The 13,446-nt window shown below is 55.9% G+C and carries 9 protein-coding genes and 1 pseudogene; 1 reads left to right on the forward strand and 9 read right to left on the reverse strand.

Going from position 1 to position 13,446, the window contains the following annotated elements:
• The 6 genes from JWS10_RS10160 to JWS10_RS10185 form a co-directional block, all read right to left on the reverse strand.
• A partial coding sequence (locus tag JWS10_RS10160) for an efflux RND transporter permease subunit (protein WP_299506972.1) occupies window positions 1–1,860 on the reverse strand: 1,860 nt, incomplete at its 3' end.
• Window positions 1,861–1,863: 3 nt separating this feature from the next.
• Window positions 1,864–3,012 (reverse strand): efflux RND transporter periplasmic adaptor subunit, encoded by a 1,149-nt coding sequence (locus JWS10_RS10165; RefSeq protein WP_299506974.1) that lies wholly within the window; start codon window positions 3,010–3,012, stop codon window positions 1,864–1,866.
• 94 nt (window positions 3,013–3,106) lie between these two features.
• Entirely contained in the window at window positions 3,107–3,751 is a 645-nt protein-coding gene (locus JWS10_RS10170) for a TetR family transcriptional regulator (protein ID WP_299477239.1), read from the reverse strand.
• A gap of 185 nt (window positions 3,752–3,936) precedes the next feature.
• A complete protein-coding gene (locus tag JWS10_RS10175) occupies window positions 3,937–7,131 on the reverse strand; it encodes an efflux RND transporter permease subunit (RefSeq protein ID WP_299506976.1) in 3,195 nt (1,064 codons plus the stop codon).
• A gap of 119 nt (window positions 7,132–7,250) precedes the next feature.
• Window positions 7,251–8,441 carry an efflux RND transporter periplasmic adaptor subunit gene (locus tag JWS10_RS10180; RefSeq protein WP_299506978.1) on the reverse strand — a complete coding sequence of 397 codons (1,191 nt, stop codon included), beginning with the start codon at window positions 8,439–8,441 and terminating at the stop codon, window positions 7,251–7,253.
• A 57-nt stretch (window positions 8,442–8,498) separates the two neighbouring features.
• Window positions 8,499–9,296: an alpha/beta hydrolase gene (locus JWS10_RS10185; RefSeq protein WP_299506980.1), complete on the reverse strand. Its 798-nt coding sequence runs from the start codon at window positions 9,294–9,296 to the stop codon at window positions 8,499–8,501.
• Between the two features lie 169 nt (window positions 9,297–9,465).
• Between JWS10_RS10185 and JWS10_RS10190 the strand changes: the two genes are divergently transcribed.
• Window positions 9,466–10,392 (forward strand): LysR family transcriptional regulator, encoded by a 927-nt coding sequence (locus JWS10_RS10190; protein ID WP_299506983.1) that lies wholly within the window; start codon window positions 9,466–9,468, stop codon window positions 10,390–10,392.
• Between the two features lie 159 nt (window positions 10,393–10,551).
• On the opposite strand, the gene JWS10_RS10195 is transcribed toward JWS10_RS10190, so the two are convergent.
• From JWS10_RS10195 to JWS10_RS10205, 3 genes and pseudogenes are all read right to left on the reverse strand, one after another.
• Complete coding sequence (locus JWS10_RS10195; RefSeq protein WP_299506985.1) at window positions 10,552–12,681, reverse strand: hypothetical protein; 2,130 nt, start codon at window positions 12,679–12,681, stop codon at window positions 10,552–10,554.
• 35 nt (window positions 12,682–12,716) lie between these two features.
• On the reverse strand, window positions 12,717–13,094 hold the full coding sequence (locus JWS10_RS10200) for a hypothetical protein (RefSeq protein WP_299506988.1): 378 nt from the start codon (window positions 13,092–13,094) through the stop codon (window positions 12,717–12,719).
• A 176-nt stretch (window positions 13,095–13,270) separates the two neighbouring features.
• Window positions 13,271–13,446: pseudogene (locus JWS10_RS10205) on the reverse strand (IS3 family transposase); the annotation flags it as partial.

The following is a 13,446-nucleotide window of genomic DNA, read 5'->3' on the forward strand; positions in this document are numbered from 1 at the left end:
AAAACCTCTGACAGAGAACACCGCGTCGGTGTTAGCGGCTTCACCCTTCAGCCAGTAATTCTCAACTTTGCTCAGCACCGCTTCGGTAGCACTTGCGGTGGCACCCGAAGGCAGTTGCACAATGGTAATCAGCGACCCTTGGTCTTCATCTGGCAAGAACGATGTCGGCGTGCGCAGGAACAGAAACACCATTCCGGCCACGATCAACGCATAGATCACCAACATACCTAGCGGTCTTGCTGTCGCCGCACGCACAATGCGGGTGTAGCCATTGGTAAGACGACCAAAGTTACGCTCGAACCAACTAGAGAAACCACCGCCAATTTTTGCCAGTATCCCCTGCCGCTTGCCCCCATGAGCATGTGGTTTCAGCATCGTTGCGCAAAGCGCAGGTGTAAAGATCAATGCCACCAGCACCGAAAGCCCCATCGCAGAGACAATCGTGACCGCGAATTGCTTGTACATCTCGCCAGTCGCGCCGCCAAAGAAGGCCATCGGTACGAACACTGCTGACACAACCATCGCGATGCCAATCAGCGCGCCGGAGATTTCCTCCATCGACTTTTCAGTCGCCTCTTTTGGGCCGATTCCTTCTTCTTGCATGATGCGTTCGACGTTTTCGACCACCACAATGGCGTCATCCACCAGCAGACCGATGGCCAACACCATCGCAAGCATCGTCAGGGTATTAATCGAGAAGCCCAGAGCGGCCATGATGCCGAACGTGCCGAGCAAAACCACCGGAACCGCGAGCGTTGGGATTAGCGTGGCACGGAAATTGTGCAAGAATATCAAGATCACGATGACAACGAGCACGATTGCTTCGATGAGCGTTTCGATCACAGCCTCAATTGACAGCAGCACGAAAGGCGTGGTGTCGTAGGGGATGACATAGCTGGTCTCAGCCGGGAAAGCCCGCGACAGTTCCTTTATTTTGGCTTCGACCAGCGTGGCGGTCTCTAGCGCGTTTGCGCCTGAGGCCAGTTGCACGGCCATCGCAGCGGCGGGTTTGCCGTTGTAAAAGCCCGATATCTCGTAGCTTTCAGCACCCAGTTCGGCCCGTGCCACATCGCGTAGCAGCACAAGACCACCGTCGGTATCGGCACGCAACACGATGCGCTCAAAGTCCGCAGGCGTTCTAAGAAGCGATTGCGCGGTGATCGTTGCGTTCAACTGTTGACCAGCCGGCGCAGGCATTGCACCAAAACTCCCGGCCGAGATTTGCGCGTTCTGCGCCCGAATAGCTGCGATGATGGTTTGGGGCGAGAGATCGTAATATTTAAGTTTCAGCGGATCGAGCCAAATCCGCATTGCATATTCCGAGCCGAACACCTGAACCTTACCAACGCCTTCGAGCCGCGAGATTGGCTCGACAAGGTTGGACGCAAGATAGTCGTTAAGGTCGATGTTGCTCAGCGCTCCACTGTCGGAAACGAGGCCGACGACCATCAAAAACCCGGTTGCCGATTTTTCTACGGTGACACCCTGCCGCGTAACAGTTTCTGGCAGACCAGCCTGCGCTTGCGCCAGCTTGTTCTGCACCTGAACCTGCGCGATGTCAGGATCTGTGCCTAATTCGAACGTCAGGGTGATCGAGATTTGACCAGTAGAGGTGGTGGACGAGTTGATGTAACGCAGCCCGTCAAGCCCGGTCATTTCTTTCTCGACAATCTGAACGACGGTATCAGCGGCCGTCTCAGCCGAGGCACCGGGATAGCTGGCACTGATAACGATCGAAGGGCCCGCGATGGATGGATACTGCGAGATCGGCAAACGCATGACCGACAGCACACCGACGGCCATGACGATAATTGCTAAAACCCACGCAAAGATCGGGCGATTGATAAAAAAGCGCGACATGGATCAGTTTCCTTCAGTCGGCGCGGCAGCGGAGGCAACGTCAGTCGCACCCTCAGGCGGCAGGATCACAACATCAGCACCCGGTCCGGCCTTCTGGAAGCCCGTCGTCACAATCTGATCACCCGCATTTAGGCCCGCCGTGACCACCCAGTTGCCGCCTGAAGCGCCAAGGATCGTAATAGGACGCACCGCGAGCTTTCCGCCCTGCGCATTGCCTTCGACGATCCACACATTCGCACCCCCAGTGGTATCACGCATGACAGCACTTTGGGGCACGAGGATCGCGTTCTTTTCAGTGGCCTGGGGCAGTTCCACCTCGACATACAGTCCTGGCAGCAAAGTGAAATCCGGGTTGGCAAAACTGATCCGCAACGTAACCATGCCTGTTGTAGGCTCGACTTGCGGCTCGGCGGCCTTTAACTGACCCTTTTGACCATAGGCCGCGCCGTTGGGCAAAATCATCGTGGCTTCGGCGGTTTGCATAAAGTCGCGCATCGCGCCGGGGCTGTTCCAGCGCAGCAGATCATTTGCCGATTGCGTCACATCGACATAGATCGGGTCAAGCGTGCGGATCGTCGCTAATGTGGCTGCTTGCTGCGCGCCTACCAAGGACCCAGTATTCGCCTGCGACAGACCTATCACACCAGTGACAGCTGCGCGGATCGTTGTGTGCTCAAGGTCAATCTCGGCGCTGATTTGTTGCGCCTTGGCAGCTTGCAGCGACGCAGCCGCCGCGTCCCTTGCCGCGATGGCCTTATCGCGGTTTGCAGCTGATCCAGCGTTTGTCGACAACAGTTCCTCGGCGCGATTTGCGTCCGACAGAGCGAGGCTATAGTTGGCCTGCGCCTGCGCTACCGATGCCTTGGCAACAGCAACGGCAGCCGCATAAATCTCGACTTCAATCTTGTAAAGCGGCTGACCCGCCTCGATCCAACTGCCCTCATCGAACAGCCGTTCGCGGATGATACCCGAAACTTGTGGCCGGACTTCCGCGACGGTTGACGCCTTAATCCTCCCCGGCAAACGCGTCGTCAACGTGTACTCGCCAACCTTGGCTGCCAGCACTGTCACGGCCGGAGGCGGCGGCGCTTGCTGAGCCTTTGCGGTCACAGGCGCCACGCAAAGCGCCAACGCGAAGAAAGAAGCGCGCATCGGCGCATTTCGAAAGAGATTTTGCATGGATTGACCTGTTCGCGATTGAGGAGGTGGCGGGAAATGGATGTCAGGAAGAGATCGGAAACTTTGGTTAGATGAGCTGCTTACGAAAAAGCGTCATTTGCTTGCGTAAGAACCGATTTCCGAGACCGGAAAGTGAGAAACATTTGCCTGACCGCAACCATTCACTCAGCAAGCCGTTCATCGTCGCCATCAAAATTCCCGCTGTTTCAGTCGGAGAAAAATCCGGCGCCAAGCCGCCCTGCTGCTCGGCTTGATCAAGCAAAGCGGTAAGCGTCAGAAACATATCGGCATTCATCTCTTGCATCCAAGCCTGGCTTTCGGGGTCGGCAGAATGTGCATTCAAGATGATAAAAATCCGCTGCTGGTTTTCGTTTTGCTCAAAACTAAGCAAAACGTCTTCGGCAGCCTGCTCAAGAAGGCCAAGCGGATCGTCATGCCCTTGTTGCGCCGCCATCCGGATCATCATTTTCTGCGGCGACTCACAGCGTTTTTGAAGCGCCCGCAGCAGATCCAATTTGTCCTTAAAGTGCCAATAGATTGCGCCGCGAGTAATCCCCGCCCTGCGCGAAATCTTCTCGAGAGTAGCGGCAGAAATGCCTGCTTCGCAGAACATCTGCTCTGCCGCATCGAGAATAGCGATACGAGTCTGTTCAGCGTCTTCTTTGCTTCTACGCATAGCCTGCCCATCGTGTGAGCGGCTTAATACATACATTCATGTATGTTTGTAAAGCCACGAATCGGGCAGTTCGTTATTAATTTTGACGACTCAGAAATAGTGTGGCGGTGGGTTTAGGCGTCGCACCGGGTACTTATCTGGCTGCTCCAGCCCCCGCACATCCTCTTGAGGTTTGATGCTGTTTTCGACGGCCGCAAAGGTGATTGCGGCCGTCTGTCTGGCTATTCTGATACCAAAGCGGGCCTCGCGACGTCGGCTTCGGTGGCGTCCCCATGGTGAACAAGCGGTCGATTACCCGCCACCCGGCGCATCAGGACATAGAACACGGGCGTCATGAAGATGCCGAAGAAGGTGACGCCGATCATGCCGGAGAACACCGCGACGCCCATGGCCGAGCGCATTTCTGCCCCTGCGCCCGTGGAGGTGATCAGCGGCACGACGCCCATGATGAAGGCCATCGAGGTCATCAGGATCGGCCGTAACCGCTGGCGGCTTGACTCGACGGCGGCTTGGACCGGGGTTCGACCCTCAAACTCCAGTTCGCGGGCGAATTCCACGATCAGGATTGCGTTCTTAGCGGATAGGCCCACCAACACCATTAGCCCGATCTGGGTAAAGATGTTGTTGTCTCCGCCAGTGATCCAGACACCCGTCAGCGCCGCCAATACGCCCATCGGCACGATCAAGATGATGGCGATTGGTAGCGTTAGGCTTTCGTACTGGGCGGCAAGCACCAGATAGACCAGCAACAGCGAGAGGGCGAAGACGACAAGACTCGAATCTCCTGCCAAAATCTGCTGATAGGTGAGATCGGTCCACTCAAAACCAATGCCCGGCGGCAAAGTCTCTGCGGCAACGCGCTCGACGGCGGCTTTTGCTTGACCCGATGAAAATCCGGGGGCTGGGCCACCATTGATATCTGCGGCCAGAAAGCCGTTGTAGCGTGTCGTTCGTTCCGGACCTGTGGTGCTTTTGACTCGCAGCAAGGCGGCCAGCGGGATCATCTCGCCCGACTGCGACCGCACCTGAAGCCTGCCGATATCCTCTGGCAGGGCGCGGAACGCCGCATCGGCCTGAACACGGACGCTGTAGGTTCGCCCGAAGGCGTTGAAGTCGTTCACATAAAGCGAACCGAGGTAGATCTGCAACGTATCAAACACATCCGTCACCGCCACTCCAAGTTGCTGAGCCTTCGGTCGGTCGATGTCGGTGAATATCTGCGGAACGTTGATCTGGAAGCTAGAGAACAGACCGGCAAGCTCGGGCGCTTGACTCGCCTGAGCAAGGAAATCCTTGGTTGCTTTGTCGAGCGCCTGGTAGCCAAGCCCGGCACGGTCCTCGATCTGCATCTTGAAGCCGCCGGTAGAGCCAAGCCCGTTGACCGGCGGTGGTGAAAACATGGCGATATAGGCGTCCTGGATGCCCGAAAACTTCTGGTTCAGCTGCAGGGCAATCGCATCGCCCGACAGTTCAGGCGACTTGCGCTCGGAAAAGTCATCCAACACGGCAAAGACAATCCCAGAGTTTGAGCCGATGGTGAAGCCGTTGATCGACAGGCCCGGAAAGGCGATGGCATGGGCGACACCGGGCTGTTTCAGCGCGATGGCACTCATCCTCTCAATGACGGCTTCGGTGCGGTCAAGCGTCGCCCCGTCGGGCAGTTGGGCAAAGCCGATCAGATACTGCTTGTCCTGCGCCGGGACAAAGCCGCCGGGCACGGCGTTGAAAACAGAATAAGTGCCCGCCACCAGAGCCATATAGATCACCATGACGATGCTTTTGCGCGACATCAGGCCGCCGACGCCTTTGCCATAAGTGGCAGAGGCTGAACCAAACAATCTGTTGAACCCCCGGAAGAACCAGCCGAAGGCGAAGTCCATGCCACGGGTCAGCCGATCCTTTGGCGCGTGACGATCTTTCAGCAGCAGCGCCGCCAATGCAGGCGACAGCGTGAGTGAATTGATGGCAGAAATTACCGTCGAGATCGCGATCGTCAGCGCGAACTGACGGTAAAACTGGCCGGAAAGCCCGCTGATGAACGCGAGAGGCACGAAGACCGCAACCAGCACCAGTGCTATGGCAATGATCGGCCCGGACACTTCGCGCATGGCCCGATAGGTGGCTTCGCGCGGGCTAAGCCCGGTGTCGATGTTACGCTCGACATTCTCGACCACAACGATAGCATCATCGACGACGATGCCGATGGCCAGCACCAGCCCGAACAGCGTTAGGGCATTGATCGAGAAACCAAAGGCGTACATCACGGCAAAGGTGCCGATGATCGAAACCGGAACCGCGATCAGCGGAATGATCGACGCCCGCCACGACTGAAGAAACACGATGACGACAAGCACGACCAGTGCGACCGCCTCGAACAAGGTATGGATGACTTTCTCGATAGACGAGCGCACGAAATTGGTCGTGTCGTAGACGATCTCGTATCTGACGCCTTCCGGCATGTTAAGCTGCATCTCGTTCATCGTCGCGTAGATTTGGTCAGCGATCTCGATTGCATTCGAGCCGGGGGCTTGTAGCACAGCCACGGCCACGGCCGGTTCACCGTCAAGCAGCGACCGCAGAGTGTAATCAGCGGCACCAAGTTCGATCCGGGCGATATCCCGCAACCGGGTGATCTGGCCGTTCGTGCCGGTTTTGACGATGATCTCGCCAAACTCCTCGGGGGTGCCGAGACGGCCCTGCGCGTTGACGTTCAGCTGCAGTTCCGTGGTGGAAGGCGATGGCGACGCGCCGATGATGCCTGCCGCTGCCTGAACGTTCTGCTGGCGGATCGCATTGGTGATATCGCTTGCGGCAAGACCGTGCTGGGCTGCCTTTTCGGGATCGAGCCAGATGCGCATGGCATAGTCGCCGGCCCCAAACACCTGCACCTGTCCGACGCCCTCGATGCGCGCCAGCCTGTCCTTGACGTTGAGGGTGGCGTAGTTTCGCAGATAGGTGATGTCGTAGCGGTCGGTGTCGGAGACCAAGTTCACCAGCATGATGAAGTCAGGCGAGCTTTTGACGGTGGTAACGCCGATTGCGCGCACCTCGGCAGGCAGGCGGGGCTCGGCTTGCGCGACGCGGTTCTGCACCAACTGCTGCGCCTTGTCGGGGTCGGTGCCCAGCTTGAAAGTTGCCGTCAGCGTCAGCACACCGTCAGAGGTGGCCTGACTGTTCATATACAGCATATCCTCGACGCCGTTGATCTGTTCTTCAAGCGGCGTGGCAACCGTCTCGGAGATCACGACCGGGTTCGCGCCCGGATAGACCGCACGAACGACGATAGAGGGCGGCACGACATTCGGATATTCCGAAATCGGCAGCGATTTCATGCCGATCAGGCCCGCTACGACGATGAGAACCGACAGCACCCCGGCAAATACCGGGCGGTCGATGAAAAATCTCGAGATACTCATGTCGAAGCCCTTTCCGGAGCAATGTTAGCAACAGGTCATCCGTCTGCGGGGCTATCCCCGCAGGCGAGCAAAAAGCAGGTTTGAAATTACAGAGCGCCAACGACGCTCCGCAGCAGCCGCTAGTTCAGCGCGGCGACAACGTCATCCGTTTCAGGGGCGACAAGCGTGCCGGGACGAATACGTTGTAGGCCGTTAACGACCACCCGGTCGCCCGCAGCGAGCCCGGTTTCAACGATGCGTTCCCCCTCCGCAGTGGCCCCGAGATGGACGAGACGATAGGCCACCGTATTGTCAGCGCCGACGACATAGACGAATTTCTTGTCCTGATCGGTGCCGATGGCCCGCTCGCTGACAAGAACCCGCTTCTCGGCTTTCGGTTCACCCATGCGGATGTGCACGAATTGGCCGGGGATCAATTTACCGCTCGGATTGTCGAATACAGCCCGGACACTGATGGTGCCGCTTGCCGCATCGACTTGGTTGCCGATGAATTGCAACTTGCCCCTAAGCGGAGCGCCGCCTTCCGTTGGTGAGGCTATCTCGACCGGGATTTGCTCAAGCCCGGTGCCTGCGGTGTCGGAGGCTGGGAGCGTCGCCAATATCTGCGCGGCAACCTCTTCAGCAACGTCAAAGCTCGCATGGATTGGATCGACCGAGACAAGCGTGGTCAGCGCGGCCGAGGCGGAACCTGCGGCAACCAGATTGCCCGCGGTAATCTCCACCTTGCCGATACGCCCCGTGACCGGCGCGCGCAGCTGGGTGTAGCTAAGTTCCAATTGTGCGCCCTGCAGGACAGCCTGCGCGGTCTTTAGGCCAGCTTGCGCTTCGGCCACGGCGTTTTTCCGTTGGTCAAGACTGCTATCAGAGATCGTCTTGTTCTGAGATAGCTGCTGGCCGCGGCCCAGTTCGATCTCGGCAAGCGTCAGCCTTGCCTCAGCCGACGCAATCTGACCTTCGGCCTGAGCGACGGCCGTCTGATAAGGCGCGGGGTCAATGGTGAACAGCAGGTCGCCCTTTGTGACCAACGAGCCTTCGCGGAAGTCCACAGACTGGATGGCCCCCGCAACGCGCGAGCGGATATCGACGCGGTCGACCGCCTCGAGCCGTCCAGAAAATTGCTGCCAAGTGCTGACGTCCCGCGCCTGCATGACAGAGATGGTGACGGGCACGGCTGGGGCTGCCGCTGCCACATCCGCTGCTGCGGCTTTCGTTGTCAGCGGCAGGTCCACGATTATGGCGGCGGTCGAAAGAAGCGCAGCCAGTCCAAGCCCGGCACCAACAAGGGCCCGGCGATTGATTATCGATGTCATTTTTAGTCTCCTTGCGGCGTATGGATGCCGGATGATGTCAGCGCGCTTCTGACCCGCTCAGGACGGGCCGAGATCGCGGATAAAATTGGTAAAATGCCGACCCACCGCCTCTTGCCAAGTTGGCACATCGGTGACGGTGCCGCCATAGACGGAAGGCCATCCCGTCGCGGCGGGCAGAGTGTGCGACTGCACGCAAGCACCGGCATCCGTCAGCTGCTTGGCATAGCCTGCGGTTTCGTCGCGCAGCGGATCATCCTGCGATGTCAACACAAGGGCGGGTGCAACGCCGCCAAGGCGCGAGCACATGCTGGGCGCGGCATAGGGATGACAGATCCCACCGCTTAGATAATGTGCCCAACCCGCTTCCCACGTACGGCGCATGCCGATGTCGTCCGCATTGCGGAACGAGGCAGAACCCATGAACGGGTCCAGCAACGGGGAGGCAAGCACCTGACCATCCAGTTCGCTGGCAAATTGGTCCCGAGCCTTCAGCGCGACAGCTGCCGCGATATTAGCCCCGGCCTCCGCGCCCGCGACGATCAGCAAGGATTTGCGATCACCGAACCCGGCGCGCTTCTTCGCCAGCGCGCAGAAAATCGAAAACCCGACCTCTAAGGGATGCGGAAACACGCCGCCCAGCGGTGCGGTGTAATACGGCACCACGACGATGGCCCCGGTAGCCGCAAAACACCGCGCCAGCGGACAGTCTTCGAGACCGGAGCGCAAAAAGGCCCCGCCATGAAAATACAAAAGCACCGGCGAGCACTTTGCGGCTTCGCCATCCTGATAGATCTGCGCGGAGACCTGACCGATGGCCACCTTTTCCAGAACCACTTGCTTCATTTCGACGGTCATAGCTTCGCTACCCTTGGGGGACATTCAGATATGGCACTCACCAATCCGCTGGGGCCATGAGGTACGCCTGTTCGCCGTATTGAATAAGATAGGAAATTATGGCAACACTATTCGACTATTCGAACAATAACCTAAGAGTGGGCGTTCAAAGTTGGATCAGCTGTCAGCCATGCGCGCGTTCGTCCGCGTCGTCGAGACTGGGAATTTCTCGCGTGCGGCCGAAGTGCTGGGCTTGCCCAAGGCAACGATGACCAACTTGGTGCAGAACCTTGAAGCCCATCTAAAGACCAAGCTGCTCAATCGCACGACACGGCGGGTCATGGTCACTACCGACGGCGCGCTTTACTACGAGCGGGCGCAGCGCATCATCGCCGAGATCGACGAGCTTGACGGCAGCCTTTCACGTTCGCAATCGACAGCAAGCGGACGTTTGCGGGTGGAGATGGCAGGCATTTTCGCGGACTGGTTCGTCATCCCCGCGCTAGAGGATTTTAGTCGGACCTACCCCGACATCCAGATTGACCTAGGCGTTGGCGATCGCACTGTGGACTACCTTGCCGAGAACGTCGATATCGCGCTGCGGGGCGGCCAACCTGCAGACCAGTCGCTCATTGCGCGGCGCGTGGGGCAACTCGACCTGATTTTCTGCGCAGCGCCGTCCTACATCGAACAGCGGGGCACCCCGTTGCATCCGTCCGACTTCGAGCATAGCCACCACTGCGTCAGTTATTTCATGGCACCCAGCAACCGCATCATGCCGTTCGTGTTCCGGAACGGCGATGAGCAGGTTGAGGTCGCCCCCCGCTATGTGCTCTCGGTCAATGATGCGCGCAGTCACATGATCGCCGTGCTGTCGGGCCTCGGCGCGAGTCAGGTGGTCCGCCTCGCGGTGACGGAGGCTCTGGCCAGCGGGCAACTTGTGGAACTGCTGCCGGACTGGCACATAGCGCCCATCCCGCTTTACGTGGTTTATCCGCCCAACCGCCACCTGAGCAACAAGGTCCGGGTGTTTGTTGACTGGCTGGTACGGCTGATCACGGACATTGGCATGAATGCACCGCAAGCAGCGCCACAGGAAAGCGTCGGAAAGCCGTGAGCCGAGCCCGGCGCGAGGCTTAGAGTTTAAGGCGAACGCGCGGCCGTATACGACAGCGCACCGCCGTGACAATTGTCAACTTATTCGGCTGGCCTGAGTATGATCCTCACTTACCGCTGCAAGCCCTGTTGTTTGACCTAGGCGTGGCGCTGCAACGCGCTAAGATTGAAAGGCCGCCTTCAACTTGCATCCTTCATCTTCTGCCCTGACATACTCTAGCGCAGCTCTAAGGCTATCTTGAAATTGGCTTTTATCTTCACCAAGTAGGGTCAAGAGCCTTTCCTCTACGAAGTCTTGATCTGCTAATTTAGCTATCAAGAATTGCCCCCACTTATGTCGTTTAGAGGCCCTCATCTCAGCAAGCAAAAACGAAATGGCGCGTTCAGGCAGATCGGATATAGTCAAACTCTCGCAATAAGGTAGCACCATTTGGGAAACGATGGCACGGTGTTTTGACTGCTCATCGCCAAGCACCCCGACAAGGCGAAACATTGTTTGCTGATCACAATGAGTGCCTAGTATTGAGGCGAAACGGGATTCAAACCAATTCTTCTTACCCGAACTAACGACCAGCTGCTCATCTATGTACAAGATGAGGTCGGCCACATCGCCGAAGTCCACCTTACCAAGCGTTTCGAGCTCCTCACCTAAGCCACTTGGCAATATACCTTCAATAAGGCGCTTTTGCCGCGATTTAAAAACTCTTATAAACAATTCGTTATTGTAATTCCAATCAAGTTTCACATGAGTGAGCGCCCGGATTTTACCGCCGAAAGCAATTGTGCCTGTGACAGCGCCTTCAATGGCGTCAAATATTAATTCTGTGTGACCTGAATCAGCGCAATACCTAAGAATAGCCGACTTCAATCCGCTCTCTCCTTCAGCCTTCAGTGCAACAATCCGAGAGCAAGACTTTGAATTTGCGCATATTTGAACCAAAGCAGAGAGGGCAAAATCATCACCCTTCATTAAGATTTGAATTATGATTTCGAGTTCTTTTGCTCCCACAGCATCTAAGAGTAAGCTATTTCCTTTCTTACGAAAATTGAGGATGAAGTAGGCTGCAACGCTTGCATTGTGGGGCGATATTGATAATAATTTGATACAAATATCCAACCAGTCTTGCGTACCTTTTTCCTGCGCTATGTCGCACAGAATATCTGCGGCCAAGTTTGACACATTTCCCCTTGCCAACTCTCCTACCCCATTTGCCAGAAAATTATAGTCCCTTTTGCCTTCAAGAAGCATTTTAATAAGCCCTGGCTTCTCTTCATATCCACCAATTTCCGCTAACCGAATTACTGCCGTACTTCCCAGAACTCCTCCCTTCTCGGCACATTTTCGCAGCCACGGAGCATGATAAGCATTTAGCGGTAAGTCAGTTCGGATGGCCCAGCTAAGCCCCAAATCCCGGAAAAATTCCGCATCATGGGCTGAAATGCACTTTTTTAACATCGAGAGAATTACCTGATCACGATCTTCCTCCAGATACTGACACGACAGCAATGCTAGCTTTTGTTCTGCTTCAACAATTTTTCCCAATAACTGGCTGGCCGTTCGTTTGGGCAGTAGAGCCATAGTCTGCATCAGTGCTTGGTCCCATCGGCGAAAGCGCAAAACCTCTCTGAGGATCGACTGGTCCTGCTTGAAGCGAATTGCCAAATGCGAAGCGGCTAAAAACTCAGTGACAGATTGATGAAAAAAGGCGAGTTTCCGTTTTGGTAAAGGCTGAAGGATTCTATCGGAAATTAGCCAATTGATCACATCATCTGGCAAGACGGCTTCACAACCAACGACCTCCAATGCGGCTACTATTTCCGCTTCCAATTCCAATGCACTAAAAAACTCGGTACCTGCATTTAGATTAGAAAAGGCGACACGTTCCAAAATCAATATTAAGTCAACTGGTACCTGAAAGCGATTTCGAAATCTCATGCCCAACTCGTCAAACATCCGGTTGAATATTGATCTCGGGTTGCGCGAGCTCCCGACGCTAATTTTCCCATTCAATAGGAGACGGTAGAAAAAGGGCCTTCTTACAAGTTCAACCATTTCGCCTTGAAATGCCCCGCCAAGCTGGAATCCACCAGCCACCAGTGCTTCCTCGGCGAGCTCTCTATCAATGCTCGCCAGCGTAAATGTTTCAAACTCATCGGCCGGGATACCGTGTGAAGTTCTAGACGCATTTACTATAGATGATTTCGAAATTCGTTTCAGGAAACTTGCTAGATCTAGTTCATATTGCGCGTCCGTCCAATATTTCTTTGGCATCTCATTAAATGAATCCACGAAAATCTTTACCCTGAAATTTTATTACAAGATGTTCAAGCGATACTCCTGCAGGCAGGGTGTTCTCCAAGGCTCCATAGATCTCCATCGTATTGCTTCATATCTACAGATATCGGTATTATAATGTCGCTGATGTCTACCCCCTCAGCGAGGCTGGCATCTTGCAACACTTTTGATAATTTAGCAGCAGCAGAGCAAAGTGAATGGCTTTTTCCGGCGCCAGGGAGACCAACAAGCAGAACTTTTTGCGGTCCTTCGAGAAGCAAATCGTCAACAGTATTGAAGCGATTTCTCAAATGTTTCATCGAAAACTGTAGCTTTTCCTCTGCCTGACGTTCAACGCCAATCGGTATTGTTTTGTCGGAGCTCTTCGTTCTGGCAAGACGGGATGCGTGCCTCATGAGTGCCAACACGAAGCTTGCATTATCGGAAGTTAGCGATATTTTATCAGCTTCAATTATTCGTCGACTTTTTAATTGATCGAGAAGGTCTAATAGGTTTTGATGTGAGGTCTGCCCCTTACTATCAGTCTGTGTCTCATAACTAAGAATGAACCGCGCCGAGTTTGCCGGAGGCTGATTGACGTTAGTTATGCGGCCATGGCTTCAATTTCCAGAGCTGCATAGAAATTGGCCTCGGCTTCTGTGGGCGGGATATTCCCGATGGGTTCAAGCAGGCGGCGGTTGTTGAACCAGTCGACCCATTCCAATATGGCGTATTCGACGGCCTCAAAGCTGCGCCAGGGGCCGCGACGGTGGATGACCT

The sequence above is a fragment of the Cypionkella sp. genome, from assembly GCF_028290025.1.
GTDB lineage: Bacteria > Pseudomonadota > Alphaproteobacteria > Rhodobacterales > Rhodobacteraceae > Cypionkella.

Coding starts and splice junctions, on each gene's coding strand:
- JWS10_RS10165 (WP_299506974.1), bottom strand. CDS start 3,012: ATGCGCGCTTCTTTCTTCGCGTTGGCGCTTTGCGTGGCGCCTGTGACC.
- JWS10_RS10170 (WP_299477239.1), bottom strand. CDS start 3,751: ATGTATGTATTAAGCCGCTCACACGATGGGCAGGCTATGCGTAGAAGC.
- JWS10_RS10175 (WP_299506976.1), bottom strand. CDS start 7,131: ATGAGTATCTCGAGATTTTTCATCGACCGCCCGGTATTTGCCGGGGTG.
- JWS10_RS10180 (WP_299506978.1), bottom strand. CDS start 8,441: ATGACATCGATAATCAATCGCCGGGCCCTTGTTGGTGCCGGGCTTGGA.
- JWS10_RS10185 (WP_299506980.1), bottom strand. CDS start 9,296: ATGACCGTCGAAATGAAGCAAGTGGTTCTGGAAAAGGTGGCCATCGGT.
- JWS10_RS10190 (WP_299506983.1), top strand. CDS start 9,466: ATGCGCGCGTTCGTCCGCGTCGTCGAGACTGGGAATTTCTCGCGTGCG.